Source organism: Paraburkholderia sp. BR14312, from assembly GCF_040948675.1.
GTDB lineage: Bacteria > Pseudomonadota > Gammaproteobacteria > Burkholderiales > Burkholderiaceae > Paraburkholderia > Paraburkholderia nodosa_A.
The window spans coordinates 604,508-630,071 of sequence record NZ_JBFPKI010000001.1; the positions used below are offsets into that span (position 1 = coordinate 604,508).

Consider the following 25,564-nt stretch of genomic DNA (forward strand, 5'->3'; position numbering starts at 1 on the left):
CCGCCCACGGCGCGCCGCATGCGTATCTTCAGACGTAAGCCACGCAATGCTGCGCGCCCAAGGCGGCGCCCCACGCGCCATGACGAATCGCATCGCACGCATCACCATGAGCCAGCACCGGCTGCCGCTCGACCCGCCGTTCCCCGCCTCGTGGGACAGCCGCCCGCGGCGCGCCTTCCCGGCGACGATCGTGCGCGTGGAAGATAGCGAAGGCCGCGTTGGCATCGGCTCCGGCGACGCGATGTACGGCTTTGACGACTACCGGGATCTCTTCATCGGCGCCGACCCGCTCGACCTCGCGCGGCACTCGGCAGTGCTCGAGAACCTCAGCTTCCACGCGGGACGCCTCTGGCCGCTCGACGTCGCGCTTTGGGACCTCGCCGGGAAGATTCGCGGCGAGCCGTGCTGGCAAATGGCCGGCGGCCGATCGAAACGCGTGCGCGCCTATGCGTCCTCGGGCGTGCATCGCACGCTCGACGGCATGGCGCAGTGGGCCGAGCATGCCGTCGCCCGCGGCTTCCCGGCGCTCAAGGTGCGCTTCGGCCGCCCGACCCTCGCCGACGATCTCGCCGCGCTCGCCGCCGTGCGCGAAGCCGCAGGCGAGAACATCGAACTGATGGTGGATTGCAACCAGGGCTGGCGCATGCCGTGGGACACCCAGGCGCCGTGGCGCGCCGACGAAGCGCTCGCCGTGATTCGCCAGATCGAAAAGCATCGCGTGTACTGGGTCGAGGAACCGCTGCATCGCGGCGACTACGCGGGCCACGCGCAGTTGCGCAAGCAAACGCCCGTGCGGATCGCAGGCGGCGAGATGACACGCGACGCGCACGAGTTCGCAGCGCTCCTCGCGCACGACTGCCTCGACGTCTATCAACCCGATGTCGTCTGCACGCTCGGCATGGAAGGCGCGCGGCGGCTCGCGGCGCAAATCGAGGCGCACGGCAAGGTCTTCACGCCGCATACGTGGGGCAACGGCATTGGCCTCGCGGCGAACCTGCATGTCGTGGCAGGCGCTGCGCACGCACCGTTCGTCGAGTTTCCGTACGACCCGCCTGAATGGACGCCGGCGCGGCGCGACTTCCCGATCAAGCGCGTGATCGACATCGACGCGAACGGCTGGATCGAGCTAAGCGATGCGCCAGGACTTGGCATCGAACTCGACGAAGCCATGCTCGCCGCGACACGCGCACACGACAGCCGTTACGACTGAAACCTCTTTGGGCCGCAGCAACGAACCGGATGCCAGCCCCATCTAAAGCATTCCGAAACATTTCAATAAAACGGAGACACACAATGAAACGCTTCACCACCCTCTTGCGCGCAGCCTGCCTGGCGGCCCCGCTCGCCCTCGCCGCGTTGCCGGCGCACGCCGCCGGCACCTGGTGCAGCGCGGGCAAACCCGTGCGCTTCGCTGGCGTCACATGGGAAAGCGGCAACTTCACGAGCGAAGTGCTGCGCTACATCCTCAAGAACGGCTATAGCTGCCAGACGGACACGGTGCCGGGCAGCACAGCGGCCACCGAAACGGCGCTCTCGCGCAACGACCTGCAGATCTGGTCCGAGCAATGGACGGGCCGCTCGGAGATCATCGCCGGCGCGGTCAAGGCGGGTTCGGTCAAGCTCGTGGGCGACACGCTGCCGGGCGGCACGAAGGAAGGCTGGTACGTGCCCGACTATGTGGTGCACGGCGACGCGAAGCGCGGCATCAAGGCGAGCGCGCCCGACCTTCAGTCCGTGAGCGATCTGCCCAAATACAAGGGCCTTTTCGTCGATGACGAGGAACCGGATCGCGGCCGCTTCCTCAACTGCCCCTCGGGCTGGGACTGCGAACGCGTGAATACGCGCCTGCTCAAGCTGCTCAAGCTCGACGACACCTACACGAACTTCCGCCCCGGCACGGGCGCGGCGCTCGACGCGGCCATCTCCTCGGCCTACGCGCGCGGCAAGCCGATCCTCACCTACTACTGGGAGCCGGCCGCACTGATGGCGAAGTACAAGTTCGTTCAGCTCAAGATGCCCCCGTTCAACGAAGCGTGCTGGAAGACGCTGCGCGATGCCAACAGCGCGCAGCCATGCGCCTCGTCGTATCTGGTCTCGCAGTTGAAGATCGGCGTTTCGACACCGTTCTATCAGGCCGAGCCCGACGTGATGGCGTTCTTCTCGAAAGTGAACTTCCCCATCGACTTCCTGAACACGACGATTCTCGACATGACCGAGCATAAAGTCGATGCCCAGAACGAAGCGCTCAAGTTCCTCAAGCAGCACCCCGAGATGTGGAAGACCTGGGTGCCCGCCGATGTCGCGCAGAAGGTGCAGAAGTCGCTTGGCGCGTAAGCGCGACGCGCCCCACGAGATAAAACGATTCCAACGAGAAAAGCCGGGCCGCGCAATGCGGCTCCATGATAAGGAGACTTAAATGAATAAGAAGATTCTCGCGGCGCTGCCGCTGGCGCTGGCGCTGGCCGCAGCGGGCGCGCACGCCCAAAGCAGCGTGACGCTGTACGGCCTCATCGATCTCGGCGTGGACTACGCCAGCAATGTGGCGAACGGCGCGAACGGCCAGCTCGTGCCGGGCACCGGCAGCAAGCTCGTACAGATGCAAAGCGGCGTGCCCGCCGGCAGTCGCTGGGGTCTGCGCGGCACCGAAGACCTGGGCGGCGGCTACGCCGCGATCTTCCGGCTCGAAAGCGGCTTCAACGCGGCGACGGGCGGTCTGGGCGGCGGTCTCGCGTTTTCGCGCAACGCGTATGTCGGCTTCAAGTCGGACCAATACGGCCAGATCACCTTCGGCAAGCAATGGGACGCCACCGTCGATCTGATCGAGCCGTATTCGCTCAATGGCAACTACGGCGGCTGGTATTTCGCACACCCGAACGACATGGACAACCTCGACAACGGGTTCCCGGTCAACAACGCCGTGAAATACGTGAGCCCGGTGCTCGCCGGCTTCCAGTTCGAAGGCCACTATTCGTTCGGCGGCCAGGCGGGCCAGTTCTCGAAGAACGCCTCGTATAGCGCGGCAGCGGCCTACACGCTCGCCTCCTTCAGCGCGGGCGTCGGCTACCTGCGCGTGAACGATCCGATCACGGCGGTGGCCGGTTATGGCAGCGGCGGCAGCTTCGTGAACTCGATTTTCGGCGACGCGCTCGCCAACGCACGCTATCAGGGCATCCTCTCGGCCGGCGCGTCGTATGTGATCGGCAGCCTCAAGCTGATGACGAACTACTCGAACGTAGACTTCGCCTCGGCCACCGGCAGCGGCGACCTGCACTTCCAGAACTTCGAAGTGGCGGGTACCTATGCCGTGACGCCCGCGTTCGTCGTGGGCGCGGGCTACACCTACACGGTGGGCCAGGACCATGCCACCGACAAATCGCCGAAGTATCACCAGGTCAACCTGATCGGCCAGTACGCGCTGTCCAGGCGTACCTCGCTCTATGCGATGGGCGTGTACCAGCACGCGGCGGGCTCGGCGGACAACGCGCAGATCACGGGCTTCAACCCCTCGGGCACCGACAACCAGGCCGTCGCCCGCGTGGGCATCACGCACGCGTTCTAACGTTTTCCACGCTGTCCTTATCACCGAAAATGCGCCGGCGCGAACGACAATGCGCCGGCGCTTCTGCATCGCGAGGCTTGCATGCGCCGCCTACCCTCTTTATCGGCACTGCGTTCATTCGAGGAGGCGAGCCGCACGCTCAGCTTCACCCGGGCAGCGCAGAACCTGCACGTGACCCAGGGGGCGATCAGCCGCCAGATTCGCCTGCTCGAAGACTATCTCGGCACGCCGCTCTTCATGCGGCATCATCACCGGCTCGAAATCACGGCCGCGGGCAAGCGTCTGCTGCCTACGCTGCAGGCCGCGTTCGACAGCATCGCCCATACGCTCGACACGATTCGCGCCGACCCGTCGAACAGCCTGCTCAGTCTGAACGCCGCGCCCACGCTCGCCACGCGCTGGCTCACGCCGCGCCTGCGCGACTTCCAGGTGCGCCACCCCGACTTGCGCATCTCCGTCACCAACGAATACGGGCCGCTGCACGGCACGGAGCGCAACGAAGATTGCCAGATCCGCTTCGGCATGGAACCGCTGCCGGGCGGCCAGAGCACGCTGCTCATGCGCGAGCGCCACGTGCTGGTCGGCTCGGCGCGCGAGTTCAGCCAACCCGCCGCCGATCAGGACGCGTTGCGCGAGATCCTCGCGCAGCATCCGTGGCTCTATATCCTCGATATCGACCGGCGCCTGCTGGTCTGGGAAGCATGGCTCGAAGCCGCGGCGCTCGACGTGCAGATGGCGCCGCGCGGAGAACTGGAGTTCAGCACGCTCGATCAAGTGATCCACGCGGCCGTGGCGGGTCTGGGCATCGCCGTTGCCGACCGGCACATGATCGCGCCCGAACTGGAGAACGGCACGCTCGTGCAACTGAGCGAAGTGGAAGTGGTGGGACCTTCGGGATACTGGCTCGACGTGCGTCCCGAAGTGCAAGAGACACTACGCGTGCGCAACTTCAGCGACTGGCTGGTCGGCTACCACAGCGAACAGGGCAGCCAGCAACGCTAGCGCGGGTGCATGACTCGCGTCACGCACCCGCGTCTGCGCTTTGGATATCGTCAGTTGGGATCGATCGGTGGCCCCGGCGGGCCCGAGTCCACCTGTCTCATCGTGGCCGCGGGGGGGCCCGCGCCCTGTGCCACGTGGCCGGCGCCCTGTGCCATGTTGCCGGCTCCCTGAGCCGCGATCGAACGCGAGAGGATCTCCCGCGCTTCGCCGCTCGACGAATCGACGGTCAGTGCGTGCCCCGCGTTATGCCAGGCGCACACCCACCGCCCATCGCGCGCGCAAAGCCGCGCGTAGCCAAGCAACGAATCGCGCTGATCTTCGCGCGACGTCAATTCGGCCTGCATTTGCAGCGCGGAGCCGTTGCCCGGTTGTGCCGCGAGCGCGGAATTGATCGCACTGCGTGCTGGCCCGAGGCTGTTCTTGTCGAGGCTCGCGCGCGCCATCGCCAGACTTCTCGAGACGTCGGCCCGCGAATCGGCGGCGGCCTTCGCTGCGGCGACCTTCTCTGCGTTGGCCTTCGCGGCCGCGACCTTCTCCGCGTTCGCCTTGTCTGCCCTGGCCTTCGCGGCGGCAATCCTCTCCGCGTTGGCCTTGTCTGCCTTGGCCTTCGCTGCAGCGAGCGCGCGCTCTTCCGCAGCGCTCGGCGGTGGTGCGGTCTCCGCGCGAGCGGTCGCCGTACGCGGCGGCTGCACTTGAGCAGGCGTCGGTTGAGGCGCCGGCGCCGGTGCGGGCGGCGCGACATGGGCCACCACGGGCGGCGGCGCTGTATTGACTGGAGGCGGCTTGACGCTCGCGACCGGAGGCGGCGGCACACTGGCAACCGGAGGCGGCAACTGCGCGACGGCTACGGGCGGCGCGCTGAGCACCGTATGCGGCTTCGAGTCGTGCGCGGCCGGTGTGGCCTTGGGTCCGAGAATCGCACCCTCCACGATCTGGGCGCCCGGGGTCGGCTCGCGCTCGGTCCGGTGCGAAATCATGTAGGCGGTCAGCAGGAACGCGATCGACACTACGCTGCCAATCGCATAGAAGGGCAACCACGAGCGTGGCGCCCGAGGCGCCTCATCGCGCAGCTCGTAATCGCTGTCGCGCGGCGCGCCGCCGCTGAAGCTGAATGCAGAAGGGTTCCACTGCGTGCGCGCATGGCGCGCGAAACCATCGTGCCATTCGGGCGCGACGGATTCGCTGGCCGGCGACGTGCGCGGGCCAGAGGAAAGCTGCTTCGCGCCGCACTGAGGACAGATCATCAGTGGCGCATTAAAACCGGTCCCGCAGTATGGACATCCCCACGGACCAGACTTGGATCGGCCAGGTTCGTTGAACATTGCAGGCATGGAAGCTTTGACAGGATGGTTTCGGGTTGGCTACCGGCGGCTGGTGCGCGTCGCAGCGGAGGCAACCAGGCGGCCCGGATTCGAAGTATTCGCTGTAGTCTCTACTCTATTGCGCAGATCGTTGGACGGTTGTAACAAATAGTCGATTTGAATATGAGCTACTTCGCCGCGAAGTTCAACCGGCATAATCGGCCAGATGGCGGATAAGGACAGGCGGGATTTCGACCCCCGCGGGGGCCGCTCGGGGCGTTCCATGATGGCCGCGCTGCGCAGGCAGATGGGCGCGCTTGATGCGTCCCCGCGCCGTGACATCTTGATACAGAAATCGTGTGGCTGACTGTGGCTGATACGCCATGAGCGCAGCGTTCGGAACGCCTGCGCGGGATATTTCGCCCTCGATTTGCGTGCCAAATCGCGACCGCGACCCGTTTGTTTTCGGCTGTTTTTTAAGTACGTTGGTGACGCCGCGAGCCCGCGCCCCACACTGTCACGCCTTCAACGCGTCCTTGTAGACGCGGCCATCCTTCATGATCAGGCTCAGGTTCTGATCGGGGTTGGCCAGCAGCGTCATGTCCTGGAGCGGGTCGCCCGCCACGATCAGCAGATCCGCGTATGCGCCCTCCTCCAGCACGCCGAGCTTGTGCGGATACGGATTGCGCTCGCCCGCCATCGCGAGCAACTGTCCGTTCGTGGCAGTGGCCATGCGCAACGACTCGGCATTCGAATACCAGCGCGTCATGTGCCCGAGCATCGTGCCTTGCCGTGTGGCCAGCGCCTGCGAAAAGATCAGGTCCGTGCCGAACGCCACCTTGAGCCCATGCTTGCGCGCGAGCTTGTACATGTTGTCGGTCCCGGCTGTCACCTCGAGAAACTTTTCGCGGCTCGACGGCGCCAGCGGCGCAACGTCGTCTTCGCTGGTAAATGGTTGCGTGCTCAACCACGTGCCGTTCTTCGCCAGGACTTCGGCCGTCCGGTCGTCGATGAGGTGTCCGTGCTCGACGCATTGCACGCCGGCAGCCACCGAGCGCTTCACCGATTCCGGCGTGTAGGCGTGCACGAGCACGTAAGTGCCCCAGTCGGACGCCGTTTCCACCGCGGCTTTCAGCTGCGGCTCGGTGAACGTGAGCATGTCGAGCGGACTGCGCGGGGTCGACACACCGCCGCAGCCCACGAGCTTGATCTGCGTGGCGCCCATCATGAACTGCTCGCGCACACGCAGGCGCACTTCGTCGGCCGTGTCAGCGATGGCGGCCGCGCCGGTGCGTTCGATCTCGCTGATCTGGCTGCTCGTGCGCGGTACGTCGGTCAGCAGACGAAAGTCTCCATGGCCGCCCGTCGTGGTGATCATCGCGCCGCAGGGGTAAATGCGCGGGCCGCTCAGCATGCCGGCGTCGATGGCCTGTTTCAAGGCGAAAGCGGGACCCCCTACGTCGCGAATGGTCGTGAATCCGCGCAAGAGTGTGCGCTGGGCCTCCGCGCCCGCGGCCAGGTAGACGAAGCTCAGATCGGACTGGAGGATGGTCGCGATCGGGACCGCAGCGAGAAGCGAATGCCAGTGCATGTCGATGAGGCCCGGCATCATCACCTTGCCGCCGCAGTCGATCACGCGCCCGCCCGACGCGTTCTGCGCGTCAGGCGCGCCCCGACGCAGCCGCGAAATGCGGTTGCCATCGACGACGAGGGACATGCCGTCCTGCAGCGCCGCGGACTTGCCGTCGAACAGGCGAAAGTTCGTGAAGGTCGTGGGCTGGGCGGGAGCGGCGGCGCCAGGCTGCTGCGCGCTGCTGAACTCGGGCAGCACCGCGCTCAACAGGGATGCGCCCATGCCGATCAGGAAGCCGCGACGGGCAAGATCGGCGCTGATGCGGCGACTGGCGAACTCCGCGAGCGCCTTGTCGCCCAGGCAGGCGGAGACAGGGCGGATTGCATTGCCGCGGCGGTCGATTCTGGAAGCCATAGTTCACCTGTGAAAGTAAGCCACGCTTTTATTCTGCACGCCTGACTACATCGTCCTTCGTCAACAGCAGCGCCAGCGGCCGTGTCGAGCTGAACGCAGAGAAAATGATCGTGAGTGCCACGGTGCCCGGCACGGCGAGAAAGGCGCCGGGTATGCCCCACAGCGCCGTCCATGTGGCGAGGCTCATCAGGATGACCGCGGGGCTCAGGTTCAGCGACCCCGCCATCAACCATGGATCGAGCACGTTGCCCATCACGAAGTTGATCGCGGAGAGCGCAATGAGCAACGTGATCGACTCGTTCCACTGGCCGAATTGAAGCGCGGCGAGCAAGGCGGGAAGCGCAACGGATATGAGCGACCCCGCATACGGCACGAAGTTGAGCAGCACGATGAGCACGGCGAGCAGCGGCGCGAACTCCAGCCCGACCAGATGCATGCAGATCCAGCTGAGTATGCCGAGCACCACGCCGAGCAGCGCTTTCAACGCGAGATATGTGCCGATCTTCGAATTGATGGCGTCGATCACGGGCTCCATGTCCGCCTTGCCGCGCATGACCGCGGAGAGCTTGCGGCGGAACCGCCCCATCTCGACCATGAAGAACGCCGTGTACAGCAGAACGACGAGCGTCGTTGCCATGAGCGACGAGAGCGAGCCGAGCAGCGAGGTGAGCAGCGACTGGACGTTGACGGTCGCGAGCAGCTCGCGGCGGAAGGCCGTCCACGAAGCCTCGGTCTCCAGATGAAACAGCGCGGTGATTTTTGCGAGCAAGGCGAGCAGCGTGGCTTCGTATTTCGGCGCCACGGCCAGCATGCGGTCAGTATCGGACAGCAGCAGTTCGGTCGCGACCCACGCGGCCACGAGGATGAGCGCGGCCGCGCTCCAGTAGCGCGCCCCCGCGCGAATGCGCGTGCCCACGTGAGGCACGCGCCGCAGGATTTCAGCAAGCCCGTAGATCACATACGACGTGATGATCGCGAATGCGATCGGCACCAGCACCGGGCGCCCGATATACAGCACCCACCCCGTGATGACGGCGATGACGACCACGCAGGTGAACGTGACGAGATCCTGTTTCATGGAGATGCTTGGGATGACGAACCACGTTGCGTTGATGTTGTAGACAGCGGTTGCGTACAGCGTGTCGCGCGGCGAAGCGGGGACCAGGCACGAGACGTTTGCAACCCATCCACGCCTCGCCGCGCACATCCGGCCCTCAATAAAGCGTCTTCGGGGCGCGATCGGCCGCCACTTCGCAAGACTAGCCGCTTTGAAGAAGACGTGCGCGCTAGCTGGCGAGGAATCCGAACAACCGCGCCGCGGCTTTTCGTTGCGCGCACATCGACTCTTCGCGCGGTCAAAAGATCTCTCCTGCATTTAAGTCACGTTTAAGCAGCTAAACGTACCTTACGCGCACCTTCACCCTCTCTTCGAAGACCATAGCAATGAGTACCATCAAATATCGGCGCCGGGGCCTGATCGCCGGTGTAGCGGTGGCGCTTGCCGGCGCCTGGGTCGTGAGCCATGAGCACGCCAGCGCGGACGAAAGCCCCATCACGAAAACGACGTTATCGGCACCCGTGCCCAAGGCAGACGACGTCCGGGGCTCGGCGCCCAACTTCTCGGCGATCGTCGCGCAGTACGGCCCGGCTGTGGTCCATGTCGAGGTCGTCAAGGAAAACCCGGACTCCGAAGACGGCCATTCGGGCGCCCTGGGTTCGGGCTTCATCGTGAGCCAGGATGGCTACATCCTGACGAACAATCACGTCGTCGAAGGCGCGGACGACGTGACGGTCAAGCTCACCGACGGCCGCAAGTTCCCCGCACGCGTGATCGGCACCGACAAGGCAGGCGACGTGGCCGTGCTGAAAATCGCCGGCACGGGTTTCCCCACGGTGAAGATCGGCAATCCGGCGAACAGCAAGGTCGGCGACTGGGTCGTCGCGATCGGCTCGCCCTATGGTCTCGACAACACCGTGACCTCGGGCATCATCAGCGCGAAGTCGCGCCAGCTTTCGGAAGATAGCCCGACGCACCTGATCCAGACCGACGTGCCCGTCAACCCGGGCAATTCGGGCGGCCCGCTCTTCAACCTGAACGGCGAAGTCATCGGCATCAATTCGATGATCTATTCGCGCACGGGCGGCTTCCAGGGCCTCTCGTTCGCGATTCCGATCGACGAAGCCATGCACATGAAGGATCAGATCGTGCAGGGCGGCGGCCACGGCAATGGCACCACGCTGGCCCGCAATGCGCACCCGCGTCTGGGCGTGGCCGTGCGCGCGCTCAGCGGCGACGAAGCGCAACAGATCGGCGTGGAAGGCGGCGTGCTCGTCGTGAAGGCTGGCGGTGCGGCAAAGGCGGCTGGCATCAGCGCCGGCGACGTGATCATCGCGGTCAACGGCATCGAGGTGGACAACGTCGAGCAGCTGCAAAGCATGATCGCGCGGGCACGCAGCAACGTATCGATCGTCGTGGCCCGCGACGGCGAGCAAATGACCGCACAGGTCGAGCTCGCGCCGCACGCATAAACCCTGGCCGGGTCCGGGCCTGACGCGCGCCAGACGCGCGCTCACGGCCCGTGGCTCGCCAGGTAGTCGATACGCTCGACGATATAGTCGTAGAAGGGGTTCCACGAAAGCCGCGTGAGAAGCCCCGCCCCCACGATCAGCGCCCCGGTTTCGCCGCGCACGGACTGGGCGCCCAGATGGATGCCCAGGTCGTCGTTGGGATCGGGGTTGCGGCCGTACAGCGAATCGGTCACCGGAAACGGCAAGGCCACGTGTGAAAGCGAATAGACATCGAGCGGATAGTCGAGCCCCGTGGGTTCGACTTTCGCCGTTGTCTCGTTCGGCGCCGTACTCTCTTCGACGACGTGCGGCGAGGTGGCGGAGGCGTTGGTGAGCACGGTCAGGCGGTAACGCAGTGGCGGCACGGGCGAGAGACGGCGCAGCGCGTCACGCATCGACGCGCGCAGCAGCGGGCTCCATTGCGCCGTGCGATTAATGTCGAACAGCACGAGCTCGCTGCCGTTGGCAGGCAGTTGCGCATACAGCGAGCTGACGATCGCGCTCGTGCTCACCGTGAAGTCGAGCACGGACTGGAACGTGAGCGTGGGCGGCAGCGCCGCCAGCTTGCCGTTGCGCGCCGCGTCCGCCACTTCCTGCTGGATCTTGCGCGTGACCCGCCACGACTGGCGTGCCCCGTTCACCGGAAACGAGTTGTACTTGAACGGATTGAATTCCGGCACGATGTCGAGCCACGCGGCTTTCGCAAACGCAGGCAGGATCGCGGGCAATGCCGCGAGCCCCGCAAAGCGCGCGAAACGCGTAATGCCGATCATCGGCGAAAGCAGGATCAGGCGATCCGCTTTCGGCAGGCTCGGGTCGTCCAGCGCCTCGAGCGAGTATTGCAGCGCGAGCGCGCCGCCGTTCGAAAAACCCACGATATGCAGCGGCGCAGGCGCCGGCACGAGGTGCCGCGCTTCGCGCACGGCGAGGCGCGCGGCCGCCTCCCAGTCTTCCGCCGTCACTTCGGTCAGCCCCGAGGGCACGGTGCCGTGCCCCGGCAGGCGCACCGCCACCACCGCGAAGCCATCTTGCTGATAGCGCTGCGCGATGTGCCGCAGGCTATAGGGAGAATCGGTCAGCCCATGCAGCATCACGGCCACGCCGCGCGGCGCGCCCTCTGGCATAAGAGTGTATGAGCGGTTCCAGTTGGTACGAAAGTGCCCGGGATAAATCGGGCTGCCCGAGAAGTAACGATTGGCGGGAATGCGATCGTCCGCCGGCAGCTTGTCGGTCACGTTTTTCTTCACCGAGTCGAACAGGCGGTTCTCGTTGGCGATGTATTCCTCCCACGTCGCATGATCGATTTCGTGCGCGTGCATGTCTTCCGGCACGTACGTGTGCCACAGGCTCAACGGCGCCTTGCGCTGCGCGTCGAAGAACCGCACGCCGGCAATGCACACGAATGCGATCAGCACGAAAAGGGAAATCCGCTTGATCCAGCGAAGGAGCCACGCTCTCGTCAAGAAATTCGCCATGTCCGGTCAATGCCTCGTGAACGGGTGGCCGGCCCTTCCTCGCGCTAGCGCGGGAAAACCGGCCAGATGAGCGGTACCAGCATGACGGTGATCACGAGCGCCCCGAGGGCAGCCGGCGAGCCCACCATGAAAAATTCCCGGAACCGATAGCCGCCAGCGGTGCTGACGAGCGCATTCACGGGCGTCGAGATCGGCGACATATAGGCCGCCGACGCGGCAACCGCCGTGGTCATCGCGAACGGATACGGAGACGCATGCAGGTGCGCCGCCATCGCGAGCACCACGGGCGCCATCAGCACCGCCGTCGCCGTGCCGGAAATCACGGTGCCGATCACGAGCGTCAGCAGGAAAACGGCGCCCAGCAAGCCGTGCGCCCCCCAGTTGCCGGCAACGCGCAGCACGGCGTCGGCGGCGATATCGATGCCGCCCGTGCGCTGCAGCGCGATGGAAAACGGCAGCATGCCCACGATCAGCACGAGGCTGCGCCAGTGAATCGCGCGATACGCGCTGTCGAGGCTCACGCAACCGGACGCGCCCATCAGCAGACACCCGATCAGGCCCGCGAGCACGTTCGGCACGCGCGGCGTGAGCATCATCGCGATGACGAGCGCCATGATGGCGAGCGCGTGCAGCGCCTTGTGCGGCACCGGCACGTAGGCATCGCTTTCGACCGGCATGGCGAGACAGACGATGTCGCGCTCCACCGACTGCATCGAGAAGATGTCGATCCACGGCCCGACCACCAGCAGCGTGTCGCCCACCTTGAGCTGCGTGGCCTGCAGGTCCTGCTCGAGCGCGGCGTCGGCGCGGCGCAGGCCGACGACCGTCACGCCGTGCCGACGCAGCGCCGAGGAACTGCGCGCGACGTTGCCCACGAGCGACGAGTCCGGCGGCACGATGACTTCGGCCATGCCCACGTCGTGCGACTGGTCGGTGAAGTATGCGCCCGACATGCGGCGCGTCGCGAGCGCATAGCGCGCGCAAAACGCCTGCACGTCGAAACTCGCGGATTCCACGTCGAGTAGCAGCACGTCGCCGGGCGCAATGCTGCTGTCCGCGGTCGCGGGCAGGACCGTCGCGCCCATGCGCGTGCGCCGCTCGATCGCGACGACGCGCGCCACGGGGTCGTCGTCGAGCCCGGTGTGGCCGAGCGTCTGCCCGACGAGCGGCGAGTCCCCGCCGACCTCGAGGCGAAAGGCGCGCCCTTCGAGCGAATAGCGCGCGACCCAGTCGTTCAGCGACGGGCGCGTGGTCGCCTCCGCGCCATCCGTGCCGGTCAGAAAGCGCCTTGCGAACAGCATCCAGCCGATGCTCGCGGCGAGAACCGGCACGCCCAGCGGCGTGATGGCGAAGAAACTGAAGGGCCGGTAGCCGCGATAGACGAGCGCGCTGTTGATGACGAGATTCGGCGTGGTGGCGACGAGCGTGAGCATGCCGCTCGTGAGCGCCGCCATGCTGACCGGCATGAGCATGCGCGCGCGCGACACGCCCGACTGGCGTGCGATGCGAATGACGATGGGAATGAAGATCGCGACGACGGCCGTCGAGCTCATGACGGAGCCCATGACGCCGACGATGATCATGATCAGCACGACGAGGCGACGCTCGTTGGACCCGCCGCGCTCGATCAGGTAGTCGCCCACGCGCTGGGCGACGCCCGTTCGCGCGAGCGCGTCGCCCAGCACGAAGAGCGCCGCGATGAGGACGATGTTCGGGTCCGAGAAACCGGCCAGCGCCTCGTTGACCGTCACGATACCCGAGAGCGACAGCGCGACGATCATGATGAGCGCCACCGCGTCCGCGCGGGGCCGGCCGATCAGGAACATCGCGATCGCGCAGGCCAGACAGGCAACGGTCATCAAAAGGTCGGTAGACACGATTTCGTTTTGCCTGCTCAACGGGCCTCGGAAACCACTGCTACCGCAAATAGTGCCGGATTTTGAAAACTTACGTTTCAGCGCGGCCTCGGGCCGTCATGGCCGCGATGACGCCGTTTTAATGAAACGTTTGTGAACGTCAAAGCCTTCACGCCTCCAGCAGTGAAACGCGGTTGCGCCCCTGGTGCTTGGCGCGGTACATGGCTTGATCGGCCTGGTCGAGCAGCGAGCGCGCCAACGCTTCGGGACTCGCGGCACCGGCATTCGTCTCGCTGTTGAGCCGATACGCCGCCACGCCAATCGACACGCTGAGCGCAATGCGCTCACCCTCGTCGTCGAGCACTTCGAGCGCCTCGACCGCAATCCGGATACGTTCCGCAACGGCCAGCGCGTCGGGCAGCTCGCACATCAGCAGCGCGACGAACTCCTCGCCGCCGTAGCGCGACACCGTATCCCCCACGCGCACCTGCTGCTTCAGGCAGGTGCCGATGGCGCCCAGCGCGAGGTCGCCGGTTGCGTGGCCGTGCGTGTCGTTGATCTGCTTGAAATGATCGATGTCGATGAAGAGGCACGACATGGGCGCCGCGTGCGAACTCGCGCGCCGGATCTCTTGATGCAGGCGCTCGTCGAAATAGCGGCGGTTAGACAGGCCCGTGAGCGGGTCGGTCACGCCGGTCTTGCGCAGATGCTCGCGGTGAGCGACGTTGTCGAGACTCGCCGCCGCAACGCGGCTGAAGCGCGCGAGCAGATCGGTGCCCATGCTGGCATCGAAACGCGCGGAATCATCGCTTGCGAGGCACAGATAGCCGAGCAGTTGAGTGCGGTTCAGAAGCGGCAACACGATCGCACTGCCGATCGCGGTCCGCGCGTCGAAGAAGGTCTCGCTCACGGCGGGCTCGAGTTCGCTCAGTTCGCTCACGCGGCCAAGCCACGGCTGGTTTCCCGCGCACAGACGCGACAGCGCGAGGCCGCCCTGGAGCCCCGATCGCAGATTCGCTTCGAGGTCGGCGCGCCCGCAGTCGGATTCGAGCAGATCGCGTAGCAGCGGCGTACGGACGTCGAGCCAGAGGCCGGCGCAAGCCAGCCGGAACACCTCGGGCAGATAAACGAATATCCCTTCGAGAAAAGCGCACCAGTCGTGCGCGCCGATCAGGCGCAGTTCCACGTCCTGGAACGACTTCGATGCGCGCTCGTTGCGCTGAACGGTTTCGATTAGCGCAGCAAGATCCAGTGAAGGCTCAGTCCCGGGATGTGTCACGATGCATCGAGAATATTCCGAAGCCTGCTATTACGGCAGCCTGGGGACAGACTTGAGCGTCGAACGACGAGACTCGCGCGGCGGCGGCCTGTTCCAACGGAGTCAGGGCAAAAGAAAAGACCGCTGTCCGTGAGGGCAGCGGTCTTGCTTATGGTCACAGGCTGCTGTTATTTCGCTGCCGGCGACCTTACGCTCGGCCTCGCCAGCGAGTTGTTGTCAGGGCCGCCGGGGGCCGGCGCCGCGCTGTTGTCCATGCTATTCGGCGACGCAGCGCTCATGCCGCTGTCCGAGCCGGTGGCGCCAGGCGTGCCGTAGCCGCTCGTTGCATTGGTATTGGCTGCGGCAGCCGGCGACGTAACGCCTGGGGTTGCCAGTGTGTTGTTGCTCTGTGCATACGCACCGGCGGACAGCGTGAGCGCGGCAACGGCCGCGATCAATGTGCTGGTTGTCTTGCTCATGACTTGCTCCTCCTTTGATTGGACTGGAATTCCGGCACAAACGACCCGCGATATTTCTCATTGGGCGGTCGTTATATGCGGCTCACGACGATCAAATCGCGTAACTGTTCGCAGTGGTGTACGTAAAGCAAACCACTACCAGTTGATGTCAAGTTTAGGAAAGCAATCGCGGATAATTAAGCGCATTGTGCGCAACGATTTATTTCGTTTTTTGGCAATTACCCGTAATGGCGTAATGGATTTATCGGCCTGTAATCCGGGCGCGGCGCGGTTCGATATGCGGTTCGGCGATTTGACGTGGCATTTGCGAGAAGCCTTTTTTGGCGCCCTGATTGAAATCCACCTCAACGATTTACAGCGCATTTGCGAGACTACATTTCGCATCCATATTGCGGAATATCGGTCGCGTTCATTGCGGCACACATAATCGGTCTGCGCGATTTTCGTTGCATGCGCATCGAGGTCATCATTCATTTCCGCGCTGGCATGCAGCCCGCAGCGTGCCGGCAAAAACCGTACGAAGCGCGAGCGAGGCCACCGAGGCCACCGAGGCCACCGAGGCCACCGAGGCCAAAATTTTCACGTCGTGCGAGCGATCTCCTTGCCAATTCTTCGATATTTCGACTATTATCGAAACATGGAAACGAACCAGACCATCGCCGCACTGGCGGCTCTCGCGCACGAGTCCAGGCTCGCGATCTTTCGCGCCCTCGTTCAGGCAGGCCCCGAAGGCTTGCCCGCAGGCCAGATCGCTACCCTGCTCGACGTGCCCCCGTCGTCGCTCTCCTTCCATTTGAAGGAGCTGTCTCACGCGCAACTCGTCACGAGCCGCCAGGAAGGCCGGTTCGTTTTCTACTGCGCGAACTTCGCGACGATGAACGGCCTGCTGGCCTACCTCACCGAGAACTGTTGCGGCGGCAATCCCTGTTCGCCGACATCAATGTGCTCACCCTCCACGGAGAAGCAGTCATGAAGCGCTTTCACATTCATGTCGCCGTTGCGGATCTCGCATCGAGCATCCGTTTCTACTCGGCGCTGTTTGCCGCTGAACCGACCGTCGTAAAGTGCGACTACGCGAAGTGGATGCTCGAGGACCCGCGCGTCAATTTCGCGATCTCGCAGCGCGGCGCCGCACCGGGCCTGGATCACCTCGGTGTGCAGGTCGAGAACGAAGCCGAGCTGGCCGAAATGCACGCGCGGCTGGAAAGCGCGGCATTGCCGGTGGATACGCAGCTGGATACCGCGTGCTGCTACGTGAAGTCGAACAAGTACTGGAGCGTCGATCCGCAGGGCATCGCGTGGGAGTCGTATCACACGCTCAATGAAATTCCCGTGTTCGGGGAGTCGCGCAATACGCCGACCGGTGCACCCGCCCGCGAAGTGGCTGCGTGCTGCGCGCCGTCGGCGGACAGGCCGGCTGGCAATCCGGCCAGTTCTTCGGCGTGCTGCTGAGCAGCTGCGCACGATCGAGCGGGAAAGCCATGACGACCAACGTATTGATCCTGTGCACGCACAACTCCGCTCGCAGCGTGCTGGGCGAAGCCATGTTGAATCACCTCGCTTCGAAGGCCGGCAAGGACGTGCGCGCGTTCAGCGCGGGCAGCGCGCCGGGCGGACGCCTGAATCCTTTCGCCGTCGAGTCGCTAGAGCGCGCGGGCATCGACGTGAGCGGCTACCGCAGCAAAAGCTGGGACGAGTTCGCCGGCAGCCATGCGCCGGTCATGCGCATCGTCATCACCGTCTGCGACAGTGCCGCCGCCGAGACGTGTCCGTATTGGCCTGGCAGTCCCGTCAAGGTTCACTGGGGCTACCCGGATCCGTCTCTCGCACCCGGTGGCGATGAAGGCAAGCGCGTGGCGTTCGAACTCACTCGCCAGGCGATCGGTTATCGCATGCTGCAACTCCTTGCGCTGCCGCTCGAATCGATGAGCGACGAGGAGCTTCAGCAGGCGCTCACTGCAATCTCCGGATCATGACCGCAGTCACGAGTCTCAAGCGCAAGGTCCTTGCCGAGTTGATCGGCACGGCCTTGCTGCTCGCCGTCGTCATTGGCTCCGGCATCATGGCGCAACGGCTTGCGGGCGGCAACGCGGCGATCGCGCTGCTCGCCAACACGCTGGCAACCGTGGCCGGACTGTATGTGCTGATCGAGGTGTTTGGGCCCTTGAGCGGGGCGCATTTCAATCCCGCCGTCAGCGCTGTCATGGTGCTGCGCGGCGAACTGCATGCTCAGGAATTGCTGCCGTACATCGCTGCGCAACTCGTCGGCGCGCTGCTGGGTGCATGGCTCGCGCACGCCATGTTCGACCTGCCCATCGTCGAGCTATCGAGCAAGGTGCGCGCAGGCACCGGACAATGGATTGCCGAAGCCGTGGCGACTGCAGGTTTGATCCTCGTGATCCTGCGCGCGCCGGGCGAACGCGCCGCGATCATGGTGGCGGCGTACATTGGCGCCGCATACTGGTTCACGGCATCGACATCGTTTGCGAATCCGGCCGCAGCGTTCGGACGCATGTTCAGCGACACTTTTGCAGGCATTGCGCCTTCCAGCGTACCCGCCTTCGTCATTGCCCAACTGATTGGCGCGGCGACTGGCCTCGCGCTGCATACAGCCTTCGAACCGCGCAAGCTACGCGTTGGTCACCCGAACCTGGTTGAGTCGTCCGGCGAACACGGCGACGCTCGCTGATGCGCGCATGCGGCTCAGCTGCAGCTTCGCGAGACAAAGCCCGCAGGAGGATCCCGGAGACCTGTCTCCGGGCTTTAGCGTATGCGCCCGGCCGGGCGCAAGGCCATAGTGAGGGGATGATCAGGACTCGTTCGGACGGATCGTCAGCGCGTTCTTGACCGACGTGACGCCTTGCACGCCCGTGGCGACTTCGGTGGCGTGTTCGATCTGCGACTGCTCCGGCACCGAGCCCTGCAGGACGATGGCGCCGTCACGCGCGCGCACGGTGATGTTGGCAACATCGATCTTCTTGTCCTTGGCGAGAGCGGTGCGGACCTTACGGCTGAGCGCGCGATTAGCGGCCTTGGCCTGCTTCGATTGCGCCTTCGACGGGGTTGCCTGTTGCTCGGCTGCGGCAGTCGCGCCGCTAGCTGCGTCGCCCTGCGCATAGGCGTGCAAAGACGCGGCCACGAGAGCCGTCGCCGCGGCCAGCTTGAATACCTGAATAGCCTTCATGGAATTTCTCCTGTTGTCACAGTCTTGTTGTCGGCCCACGAACGGGCCGGTGCACTACACCATCCACGACTAAGCATTCGCGCGCCAGAAACGGCGCTAGACGCGATGCCGCATTTTTCGACGACATCGCATCCATTCGCGCGAGCGCGCCGCAAATTATAAGAATGAAAGGAACGGCACAGGTCGGAGAAAAAGCGGCCGAATCATTAGCTTGATATCGGTCCCGTCATGGAGTAGGCACACCGTTCGTGACCACGGGCTTGTGGCCACATCGCCCGCTCCCTTAATTGCATCCGTCAACGATCGAACGGCTTCGATGCGCTATTTTCGCGTTGGGAGCGAAATGGCGCGCGCAAACGGTCGCGCGTGGGCGGCAAAATTCTGCCAGGCGTCGCATTATTACGACGCCGGTTTTGCCGTTGGATCAGCGCGATGACCGGCTTCCTCTTGCACTGCGCGACGCATCGGATTTCACTATTGCCTCGCGTTCGAGCCATGAACGGAACAACGCGACCCGTTCATCGCCGGACTTCTCGTCCGCCACGTAAGTGCAATAGCTGCGCGATGGCAGACGTGGGCCAGCGAACGGTGCGACGAGCCGGCCAGCGGCGAGGTCGTCGGCGACCAGCGCGGTGGGCCCCATCGCGATGCCGATTCCGTCGATGGCAGCCTGCAAGGTCAGAAAGAAGTGGTCGAAGGTCAAAGCGGCGGCCGGCCTCAGGTCGGGCATCTGCACGCTCGCCAGCCAGTCGGGCCAGAGCCGCGGAAGACTCGACGTGTGCAGCAACGTGTGCTCTCGCAAGTCGCCAGGCGAGCGCAGCGGTACGCGCTTCAAAAGCGTAGGACTACAGACCGGAAGCCGCTCCTCGGACAAGAACGGTTGCATCGAATAGCCGTAGAAGGTGTCCGGGCCACCCCGGATGACGAGGTCATAGTCGTCCTTCAGACTCTCCAGCGGCTCGTTCGACGTCTCCACCTTGACGTCGATGTCGGGATGGCCGGCGCGGAATTTCGCCAGCCTCGGCACCAGCCAGCGCAGCGTGAATGTCGCGGGCGCATTCACGGACAGGGTTCGGGAGACCGTTTGCGGCGTGCCGTATCGCGCGGTTGCCGCCGAGAGCTGTTCGAACAACGGGCCGATTTCCGCCAGATAGTGCTTCGCCGCCGGCGTCAGTTCCACGCGGCGGTTGTGCCGCTCGAACAGCGACGCGCCAAGCCACTCCTCCAGCAAGCGCACGTGCTGGCTCACTGCACCGGGCGTCACGTGCAGTTCCGCGGCGGCGTCCTTGAAGCTGCCGAGCCGGCCTGCGGCCTCGAAGGCTCGCAGGGCGTTGAGTGGGGGCAACACCGGTTTCATTCGCGAGAGTTTATCTAACGTAAGCACCCAATTTATCTGGTTTGTTAGCCCGTCACAAGATAGATATCCTTCTTGCTAGACCATTCATGCATCCCTGCCCGCACCCTCATGCTCAGTTATACCGGCGGTATCGTGCTGTTCGCCGCGCTGCTCCACGCGAGCTGGAACGCGATGCTCCACGGCAACCGCGACCGGTTTTTCTCCATGGCGTGGATGAGCATCGCCATCGGGCTGGTCGCCACGCTCGTCATCCTGTCCGTACCCTCGCCGGCCCGCGCTTCGTGGCCCTACATCGCCGCGTCGGGGCTCGTGCATGTCTTCTACAACGTGAGTCTCGTGCGCTCGTATCGCCGCAACGACCTGGCGCTCGCGTACCCGATCGCACGAGGCTCGTCGCCGCTGCTCGTCACGCTCGGGGCGGCACTGTTCGCGCATGAAGCGATCGGCCCGTTGCACGGTCTCGGGATCGTGATGATTTCGGGAGGCATCATCGCGATCGCGCTGCAGGGGCGTCACGTGTCGCGCGCGGGCGCACTCGCCGCGCTGACGACCGGTGCAACGATCGCGCTCTATACCGTGATCGACGGCATCGGCGTGCGCCTGTCCGACGGCCAGCCGCTCAGCTACACCGCATGGATGTTCCTGTCCTATTGGACGATGCCGGCGCTGTTCGTTGCGCGCCGCGGGCCCCCGGCGCTATGGACACCGGTACGCGCCGAGCCGCTGTCGATCGCCTCGTCGCTGGCCGGCGGCCTCGTGTCGATCGGGGCGTATGGCATCGTGATCTGGGCGCTGCAGGCGGGCGCGATGGGCGCAATATCGGCGTTGCGCGAGACGAGCGTGGTGTTCGCGGTGCTGATCGGGCGGATGTTTTTGCGGGAGGCGGTGAGCGGATCGCGCTGGCTCGCCTGCGTGGTCGTCGCGGCCGGTGCGGTTTGTCTCGGGCTCTGAGATGATTTCACGCACACTGTTTGCTACCCGTGCTGCATCACGCAACTGAGCACGCAACTTGAGTTCGAAGGAGCGCCCCATGCTTGACCATATCGAAACCGACCTGCTCGACATCGCCTATGACGAACAGGGCGACGCGAATGGATGGCCGGTCGTGCTGCTGCACGGCTTTCCCTATGACATCCGCGCATACGACGAAGTGACGCCACGCCTCGTATCCGAGGGCGCCCGCGTCATCGTCCCCTACCTGCGGGGATACGGCCCAACGCGCTTCCTTTCGCCCACGACACTGCGCTCGGGCCAGCAGGCAGCGCTTGGCGCTGACCTGCTGGCGCTGCTCGATGCCCTGCAGATCGAGCGCGCCATCCTCGGTGGATACGACTGGGGCGGCCGCGCGGCATGCATCGTGGCGGCGCTCTACCCGTCGAGGGCGCGGGGTCTGGTTTCCGTCAACGGCTACAACATCCAGGATATCGCCGCTGCCGCACAGCCAGCCGACCCCGAAAAGGAACACCGCATGTGGTACCAGTACTACCTGCACGGCGAGCGCGGCCGCACTGGGCTGACTGAAAAACGGCGCGAATTCTGCCGTCTCCTGTGGTCACTCTGGTCGCCGACCTGGCACTTCGACGACGGCCTCTACGCGCGCACGGCAGCGTCGTTCGACAATCCCGATTTCGTCGACGTGGTGGTCCATTCTTACCGTCACCGTTTCGGACTGGTCGAAGGCGATCCCCGCTTCGACGACATCGAGCGCCGCCTCGCCGCCACGCCGCCGATCACCGTGCCGACGATCACGCTCGACGGCGACGCAGACGGCGTCCAGCCGCCCGGCGCACGAGAGACAAGCTCGAAGCGCTTCAGCGGGCGCCATGAAAACCGCATCGTGCCGAATGCAGGTCATAACCTTCCGCAGGAGGCGCCAGAAGTGTTCGCCAAAGCGGTGCTCGACGTCAACGCGTGGGCAGGTTGACGCCGCGTCCTTGCACAACACGCTTTATTCGAGAGGAGAAGCTAAAGACATGGTTGGCGATACGAACCAACGGGCAGGCCAGTGCCATTGCGGCGCAGTGCGTTTCGTGGCGACGCTAAGCGACGGCTTCAACTCGATCCGCCGCTGCAACTGCTCCTACTGCCGTATGCGAGGCGCGGTCATCGTCGCGGCCGAAACGGGTGGGATCGAATTCCTGCAGGGCGAGGAGATGCTAACGGACTACCGCTTCAACACCGGAGCGGCGCGGCACTTCTTCTGTTCTCGTTGCGGAATCGCCACCCATCTTCAACGGCGCTCGAATCCGAACCTGTATGGCGTGAACGTGGCTTGCCTCGACGGCGTCAGCCCGTTCGATTTCGCCGAGGTCCCTGTCATGGACGGCGTGAATCATCCGAACGACACCGGCGGGCAGGCGCGTCTGGCGGGCATGCTGCGTTTCATCGCAGCCAACTGAGGTCTCAGCGCCACTCGCATATCGAAGTGAAGGCTCAAAAAAACCGCCGCACTTTCGCGCGGCGGCTTTCGCCAGAAGCTGGCAAGCGTAGCAACAGCAAGGAAAATCAGCCGAGCCCGCCCATCATCAGGTACTTCGTTTCGAGGTACTCGTCGAGCCCGTACTTCGAGCCTTCGCGCCCGAGCCCCGACTCCTTCACGCCACCAAAAGGCGCGACTTCCGTCGAGATGATGCCCTCGTTGATGCCGACCATGCCGCTTTCCAGCGCGCCCGCCACGCGCCACACGCGGCCAATGTCGCGCGCGTAGAAGTAGGCGGACAGGCCGAAGTCGGTATCGTTCGCCGCCTGGATCGCTTCTTCCTCGGTCTCGAAGCGGAACACCGCGGCAACGGGGCCGAACGTCTCTTCGTGCGCGAGCATCATGCCGCCGTGCGCGCCCGTGATGACCGTGGGCTCGTAAAACGTGCCGCCCCGCGCATGCGGGTGGCCGCCGCACGCAATGGCGCCGCCCTTCTCGAGCGCATCGCTCACGTGCGCCTCGACCTTGCGCAACGCCGCGCCGTTGATGAGCGGCCCTTGCGTGGCGCCCGGCTCCATGCCGCCCGACACGCGCAACGCGCGCACCGCCGCAACCAGCTTCTCGACAAACGCGTCGTGTACGCCGGCCTGCACGTAGAAGCGGTTCACGCACACGCAGGTCTGCCCCGTGTTGCGGAATTTCGAGGCGATCGCGCCTTCCACGGCGGCATCGAGATCGGCGTCGTCGAACACGATGAAGGGCGCGTTGCCGCCCAGTTCGAGCGACACCTTCTTCACCGTATCGGCGGCAGCGCGCATGAGCAGCTTGCCCACGCGCGTCGAACCCGTGAACGAGATCTTGCGCACGGCCTTCGAGGCCATCAGCGTATCGCCGATCGCCGGGGCATCGCCCGAAACGACGTTGAACACGCCGCGCGGAATGCCCGCCTCGACCGCCAGCTCGGCGAGCGCGAGCGCCGAAAGCGGCGTCTCTTCCGAAGGCTTGAGCACCATCGTGCAACCTGCCGCGAGCGCCGGGCCGGCCTTGCGCGTCACCATGGCGAGCGGGAAATTCCACGGCGTGATCGCACCGACCACGCCCACGGGTTCCTTCGTCACGACAATGCGCGCGCCCTTCTTCGGCGCGGGAATCACGTCGCCATAGGCGCGTCGCGCTTCCTCCGCGAACCACGTGAGAAAGCTCGCCGCGTACGCCACTTCGCCCAGCGATTCTGCGTACGGCTTGCCCTGCTCGGCCGTCATGATGCGCGCGAGGTCTTCGCGATGCAGGTGCATCAGCTCGCCCCAGCGGCGCACCTTCGCGCCGCGCTCCGCCGCCGTGGCGTCGCGCCACGCAGGGAACGCGTGCGAGGCCGCCGCCACGGCCTGCAGCGCTTCGCGCGCACCGGCGCGGGCCACTTGCGCGAGCGGCGCGCCGGTGGCCGGGTCGATGATCGGGTAGGTCGCTTCGCTCGCCACCCATTCGCCGTCGATGAAGCTCGAGGTGCGCCACAGGCGCGCTTCTTTCAGTCCGTCAATCGTCAAGCTCGTCATGCTGCGATCTCCAGGCGTCGCGCCGCGCGCGGCACGCGCGGAATGCGTGCGCTCACGTAATCGTTGATCACGTCGCACGGCGTGTAGTTGCGATCGAGTTCGTAAAGCTCGTCGGCGGTGAGTTGCGTGTCGAGCGCCGCGAGTGCGCTTTCGAACTGCGCGACGGTGTCCGCGCCCACGAGCATCGACGAGATGCCCGCACGCCCCAGCACCCAGGCCTGCGCGATCTGCGCGCACGACACGCCGCGCGCCGCCGCGACTTCGGCCACCGAACGCGCGATATCGCGCGAGGCCTCGTCGTCGTACATCTGCACGGTGAAGAAGTCGGTCTGGTTGCGCACGGACTTCGCGTCGCCGGAAAGGAGGCCTCGTGCGAGCGGACTGAACACCGACACGCCCACGCCCTGATCCTGGCAGAACGGAATCATCTCGCGCTCTTCCTCGCGATACGCGCAGTTCAGCTGCAGCTGCATATTGATCGGTCGTGCGAAGTGATAGCGCTCGCACGCCTGCAGAATCTTGGCGAACTGCCAGGTGAACATCGTCGACACGCCGATATAGCGCGCCTTGCCTGCGCGAACGATGTCGTTCAACGCATCCATGGTTTCTTCGACCGGCGTATTCACGTCGAAGTAGTGCAGCATGTAGACATCGACGTAATCGGTTTGCAGCCGGCGCAGCGAGCCGTCGATGGCTTCCATGATGTGCTTGCGCGAGTGGCCCTGGTTATTCGCGCCACTGCCGATCGGATACCCGACCTTGGTCGTGAGCACGAGTTCGTCGCGCTTCGCAAGCCGCCGCACGATGCGCCCCACCACTTCTTCGCCCACGCCGGTCGAATAGAAGTCCGCGAGGTCGATGAAGTTCACGCCCGCTTCGAGCGCGCGGCGCACGATGGGCTCGCTCTGCTCTTCGTTGTAGATCCAGGGCTTCCATTCCGGCGTGCCCATGTTCATCGTGCCGAGGCACAGGCGCGACACCTTCAGGCCGGAGCGGCCAAGTTGCACGTATTGCATCGTAGTCACCTGTAACGATTGGTGCGGCTCAAGCCGCCCTGGCCTTCGGCGTGTAGAACGGATTGCTGATCTGATCCTTGATCTTCGCAATGTCGTCCAGCAACGGCAGCCCGTTCATCGCGGCGCGAATGGCCGTCTTGCAGGCCACGTAATTGTTCTCGTACACGGCGTCGAGGTCGTCGCACGACCAGTTCACCCAGTTCGCCGTGACGATGCACCACTCGTTCTCCGCTTGCGGCGGCAGCGTGCCGTCGAGCATCGCTTCCGTCACCGCCTTCGCGATGGCCGCCTGCGAGGCGCCCCACGTGGCGTTGCCGTGCAGGTCGCCGCGAATGTCGGCCTTGTTCACGTAGAGCGTGGCGGGCTTGACCGGCACGTTGGGCTGCGCCACCACCATGAACGGCACGTGCCCTTGCGAAGGCGACGACAGGCTGTTCGTAAACGCCTGCCCCACGGGGCCATTGCGCGGGCCGATCATGATGTTGATGTGGGCAGCGTTTACGCCTGGTCCAGCGAAACCTTCGCCGATATAGACTTGCAGGTCTTTCAT

General features: G+C 64.9%; 24 protein-coding genes and 1 pseudogene. 13 read left to right on the top strand and 12 right to left on the bottom strand.

The window, feature by feature from the left end; all coding sequences use genetic code 11:
• The first annotated feature begins 79 nt into the window (after positions 1-79).
• From AB3X98_RS02685 to AB3X98_RS02700, 4 genes are all read left to right on the top strand, one after another.
• On the top strand, positions 80-1,210 hold the full coding sequence (locus AB3X98_RS02685) for a mandelate racemase/muconate lactonizing enzyme family protein (RefSeq protein ID WP_368605116.1): 1,131 nt from the start codon (positions 80-82) through the stop codon (positions 1,208-1,210).
• A gap of 83 nt (positions 1,211-1,293) precedes the next feature.
• Positions 1,294-2,334: an ABC transporter substrate-binding protein gene (locus AB3X98_RS02690; protein WP_069266983.1), complete on the top strand. Its 1,041-nt coding sequence runs from the start codon at positions 1,294-1,296 to the stop codon at positions 2,332-2,334.
• A gap of 82 nt (positions 2,335-2,416) precedes the next feature.
• Entirely contained in the window at positions 2,417-3,559 is a 1,143-nt protein-coding gene (locus AB3X98_RS02695; RefSeq protein ID WP_368605117.1) for a porin, read from the top strand.
• 81 nt (positions 3,560-3,640) lie between these two features.
• Entirely contained in the window at positions 3,641-4,561 is a 921-nt protein-coding gene (locus tag AB3X98_RS02700; protein WP_368605118.1) for a LysR substrate-binding domain-containing protein, read from the top strand.
• Positions 4,562-4,611: 50 nt separating this feature from the next.
• Here the strand turns inward: AB3X98_RS02700 and AB3X98_RS02705 are convergent, their stop codons facing one another.
• The 3 genes from AB3X98_RS02705 to AB3X98_RS02715 all read right to left on the bottom strand — a co-directional run bounded on the left by AB3X98_RS02705 (position 4,612) and on the right by AB3X98_RS02715 (position 8,927).
• Positions 4,612-5,805 (bottom strand): hypothetical protein, encoded by a 1,194-nt coding sequence (locus tag AB3X98_RS02705; RefSeq protein ID WP_368605119.1) that lies wholly within the window; start codon positions 5,803-5,805, stop codon positions 4,612-4,614.
• Between the two features lie 574 nt (positions 5,806-6,379).
• A complete protein-coding gene (locus AB3X98_RS02710; protein ID WP_368605120.1) occupies positions 6,380-7,849 on the bottom strand; it encodes an amidohydrolase family protein in 1,470 nt (489 codons plus the stop codon).
• A gap of 28 nt (positions 7,850-7,877) precedes the next feature.
• Entirely contained in the window at positions 7,878-8,927 is a 1,050-nt protein-coding gene (locus AB3X98_RS02715; protein ID WP_069267055.1) for an AI-2E family transporter, read from the bottom strand.
• A 533-nt stretch (positions 8,928-9,460) separates the two neighbouring features.
• Here AB3X98_RS02715 and AB3X98_RS02720 point away from each other — a divergent pair.
• Positions 9,461-10,357, top strand: a pseudogene (locus AB3X98_RS02720) (S1C family serine protease); the annotation flags it as partial.
• Positions 10,358-10,419: 62 nt separating this feature from the next.
• Here AB3X98_RS02720 and AB3X98_RS02725 read toward each other — a convergent pair.
• The 4 genes from AB3X98_RS02725 to AB3X98_RS02740 all read right to left on the bottom strand — a co-directional run bounded on the left by AB3X98_RS02725 (position 10,420) and on the right by AB3X98_RS02740 (position 15,485).
• A complete protein-coding gene (locus AB3X98_RS02725; RefSeq protein ID WP_368605121.1) occupies positions 10,420-11,892 on the bottom strand; it encodes an alpha/beta hydrolase in 1,473 nt (490 codons plus the stop codon).
• Positions 11,893-11,936: 44 nt separating this feature from the next.
• Positions 11,937-13,769, bottom strand: coding sequence for an SLC13 family permease (locus AB3X98_RS02730; protein WP_368605122.1), 1,833 nt, complete (start codon positions 13,767-13,769; stop codon positions 11,937-11,939).
• A gap of 148 nt (positions 13,770-13,917) precedes the next feature.
• Positions 13,918-15,027 (bottom strand): DUF484 family protein, encoded by a 1,110-nt coding sequence (locus tag AB3X98_RS02735; RefSeq protein WP_368605123.1) that lies wholly within the window; start codon positions 15,025-15,027, stop codon positions 13,918-13,920.
• A 167-nt stretch (positions 15,028-15,194) separates the two neighbouring features.
• A complete protein-coding gene (locus AB3X98_RS02740) occupies positions 15,195-15,485 on the bottom strand; it encodes a hypothetical protein (protein ID WP_069266991.1) in 291 nt (96 codons plus the stop codon).
• On the opposite strand from AB3X98_RS02740, the gene AB3X98_RS02745 reads away from it, so the two are divergent.
• The 5 genes from AB3X98_RS02745 to AB3X98_RS02765 all read left to right on the top strand — a co-directional run bounded on the left by AB3X98_RS02745 (position 15,484) and on the right by AB3X98_RS02765 (position 18,174).
• On the top strand, positions 15,484-15,912 hold the full coding sequence (locus AB3X98_RS02745; protein ID WP_342949413.1) for a hypothetical protein: 429 nt from the start codon (positions 15,484-15,486) through the stop codon (positions 15,910-15,912). The two genes, AB3X98_RS02740 and AB3X98_RS02745, sit on opposite strands and share 2 nt — an antisense overlap.
• Positions 15,913-16,122: 210 nt before the next feature.
• Positions 16,123-16,458: a helix-turn-helix transcriptional regulator gene (locus tag AB3X98_RS02750; protein ID WP_069266993.1), complete on the top strand. Its 336-nt coding sequence runs from the start codon at positions 16,123-16,125 to the stop codon at positions 16,456-16,458.
• Positions 16,455-16,937, top strand: a complete 483-nt coding sequence (locus tag AB3X98_RS02755; protein WP_368605124.1) for an ArsI/CadI family heavy metal resistance metalloenzyme — start codon at positions 16,455-16,457, stop codon at positions 16,935-16,937. The genes AB3X98_RS02750 and AB3X98_RS02755 overlap by 4 nt, the downstream gene beginning before the upstream one ends.
• A 29-nt stretch (positions 16,938-16,966) precedes the next feature.
• The gene (locus AB3X98_RS02760) at positions 16,967-17,461 is read left to right on the top strand and encodes an arsenate reductase ArsC (RefSeq protein WP_368605125.1); all 495 of its coding nucleotides are present in this window, start codon (positions 16,967-16,969) and stop codon (positions 17,459-17,461) included.
• Positions 17,458-18,174 carry an MIP/aquaporin family protein gene (locus AB3X98_RS02765; RefSeq protein ID WP_069266996.1) on the top strand — a complete coding sequence of 239 codons (717 nt, stop codon included), beginning with the start codon at positions 17,458-17,460 and terminating at the stop codon, positions 18,172-18,174. Before AB3X98_RS02760 ends, AB3X98_RS02765 begins: the two co-directional genes overlap by 4 nt.
• Positions 18,175-18,294: 120 nt before the next feature.
• Here the strand turns inward: AB3X98_RS02765 and AB3X98_RS02770 are convergent, their stop codons facing one another.
• Together AB3X98_RS02770 and gcvA are read right to left on the bottom strand one after the other, a co-directional pair.
• Complete coding sequence (locus tag AB3X98_RS02770) at positions 18,295-18,669, bottom strand: BON domain-containing protein (RefSeq protein ID WP_069266997.1); 375 nt, start codon at positions 18,667-18,669, stop codon at positions 18,295-18,297.
• A gap of 424 nt (positions 18,670-19,093) precedes the next feature.
• Positions 19,094-20,026: a transcriptional regulator GcvA gene (gene gcvA / locus AB3X98_RS02775; protein WP_368605126.1), complete on the bottom strand. Its 933-nt coding sequence runs from the start codon at positions 20,024-20,026 to the stop codon at positions 19,094-19,096.
• A gap of 108 nt (positions 20,027-20,134) precedes the next feature.
• Here gcvA and AB3X98_RS02780 point away from each other — a divergent pair, with 108 nt between their 5' ends.
• The 3 genes from AB3X98_RS02780 (at position 20,135) to AB3X98_RS02790 (ending at position 22,425) form a co-directional block, all read left to right on the top strand.
• Positions 20,135-20,977, top strand: a complete 843-nt coding sequence (locus AB3X98_RS02780; RefSeq protein WP_368610207.1) for an EamA family transporter — start codon at positions 20,135-20,137, stop codon at positions 20,975-20,977.
• Between the two features lie 79 nt (positions 20,978-21,056).
• Positions 21,057-21,950, top strand: coding sequence for an alpha/beta fold hydrolase (locus AB3X98_RS02785; RefSeq protein WP_368605128.1), 894 nt, complete (start codon positions 21,057-21,059; stop codon positions 21,948-21,950).
• 10 nt (positions 21,951-21,960) lie between these two features.
• Entirely contained in the window at positions 21,961-22,425 is a 465-nt protein-coding gene (locus tag AB3X98_RS02790; RefSeq protein WP_368605129.1) for a GFA family protein, read from the top strand.
• Positions 22,426-22,531: 106 nt separating this feature from the next.
• On the opposite strand, the gene AB3X98_RS02795 is transcribed toward AB3X98_RS02790, so the two are convergent.
• Genes AB3X98_RS02795 through fae form a run of 3 tightly spaced genes read right to left on the bottom strand, consistent with a single transcriptional unit; the run spans position 22,532 to position 25,564 of the window.
• Positions 22,532-23,998, bottom strand: coding sequence for an NAD-dependent succinate-semialdehyde dehydrogenase (locus AB3X98_RS02795; protein WP_368605130.1), 1,467 nt, complete (start codon positions 23,996-23,998; stop codon positions 22,532-22,534).
• On the bottom strand, positions 23,995-25,014 hold the full coding sequence (locus tag AB3X98_RS02800) for an aldo/keto reductase (protein WP_368605131.1): 1,020 nt from the start codon (positions 25,012-25,014) through the stop codon (positions 23,995-23,997). The genes AB3X98_RS02795 and AB3X98_RS02800 overlap by 4 nt, the downstream gene beginning before the upstream one ends.
• Before the next feature lie 28 nt (positions 25,015-25,042).
• On the bottom strand, positions 25,043-25,564 hold the full coding sequence (fae, locus tag AB3X98_RS02805) for a formaldehyde-activating enzyme (RefSeq protein WP_368605133.1): 522 nt from the start codon (positions 25,562-25,564) through the stop codon (positions 25,043-25,045).

Bases quoted from the DNA above. Each gene is read 5' to 3' on its own strand.
- AB3X98_RS02685 (WP_368605116.1), top strand. From the start codon at position 80: ATGACGAATCGCATCGCACGCATCACCATGAGCCAGCACCGGCTGCCG.
- AB3X98_RS02690 (WP_069266983.1), top strand. From the start codon at position 1,294: ATGAAACGCTTCACCACCCTCTTGCGCGCAGCCTGCCTGGCGGCCCCG.
- AB3X98_RS02695 (WP_368605117.1), top strand. From the start codon at position 2,417: ATGAATAAGAAGATTCTCGCGGCGCTGCCGCTGGCGCTGGCGCTGGCC.
- AB3X98_RS02700 (WP_368605118.1), top strand. From the start codon at position 3,641: ATGCGCCGCCTACCCTCTTTATCGGCACTGCGTTCATTCGAGGAGGCG.
- AB3X98_RS02705 (WP_368605119.1), bottom strand. From the start codon at position 5,805: ATGATCTGTCCTCAGTGCGGCGCGAAGCAGCTTTCCTCTGGCCCGCGC.
- AB3X98_RS02710 (WP_368605120.1), bottom strand. From the start codon at position 7,849: ATGGCTTCCAGAATCGACCGCCGCGGCAATGCAATCCGCCCTGTCTCC.
- AB3X98_RS02715 (WP_069267055.1), bottom strand. From the start codon at position 8,927: ATGAAACAGGATCTCGTCACGTTCACCTGCGTGGTCGTCATCGCCGTC.
- AB3X98_RS02725 (WP_368605121.1), bottom strand. From the start codon at position 11,892: ATGGCGAATTTCTTGACGAGAGCGTGGCTCCTTCGCTGGATCAAGCGG.
- AB3X98_RS02745 (WP_342949413.1), top strand. From the start codon at position 15,484: ATGACTTGCTCCTCCTTTGATTGGACTGGAATTCCGGCACAAACGACC.
- AB3X98_RS02740 (WP_069266991.1), bottom strand. From the start codon at position 15,485: ATGAGCAAGACAACCAGCACATTGATCGCGGCCGTTGCCGCGCTCACG.
- AB3X98_RS02750 (WP_069266993.1), top strand. From the start codon at position 16,123: ATGGAAACGAACCAGACCATCGCCGCACTGGCGGCTCTCGCGCACGAG.
- AB3X98_RS02755 (WP_368605124.1), top strand. From the start codon at position 16,455: ATGAAGCGCTTTCACATTCATGTCGCCGTTGCGGATCTCGCATCGAGC.
- AB3X98_RS02760 (WP_368605125.1), top strand. From the start codon at position 16,967: ATGACGACCAACGTATTGATCCTGTGCACGCACAACTCCGCTCGCAGC.
- AB3X98_RS02765 (WP_069266996.1), top strand. From the start codon at position 17,458: ATGACCGCAGTCACGAGTCTCAAGCGCAAGGTCCTTGCCGAGTTGATC.
- AB3X98_RS02770 (WP_069266997.1), bottom strand. From the start codon at position 18,669: ATGAAGGCTATTCAGGTATTCAAGCTGGCCGCGGCGACGGCTCTCGTG.
- gcvA (WP_368605126.1), bottom strand. From the start codon at position 20,026: ATGAAACCGGTGTTGCCCCCACTCAACGCCCTGCGAGCCTTCGAGGCC.
- AB3X98_RS02780 (WP_368610207.1), top strand. From the start codon at position 20,135: ATGCTCAGTTATACCGGCGGTATCGTGCTGTTCGCCGCGCTGCTCCAC.
- AB3X98_RS02785 (WP_368605128.1), top strand. From the start codon at position 21,057: ATGCTTGACCATATCGAAACCGACCTGCTCGACATCGCCTATGACGAA.
- AB3X98_RS02795 (WP_368605130.1), bottom strand. From the start codon at position 23,998: ATGACGAGCTTGACGATTGACGGACTGAAAGAAGCGCGCCTGTGGCGC.
- AB3X98_RS02800 (WP_368605131.1), bottom strand. From the start codon at position 25,014: ATGCAATACGTGCAACTTGGCCGCTCCGGCCTGAAGGTGTCGCGCCTG.
- fae (WP_368605133.1), bottom strand. From the start codon at position 25,564: ATGAAAGACCTGCAAGTCTATATCGGCGAAGGTTTCGCTGGACCAGGC.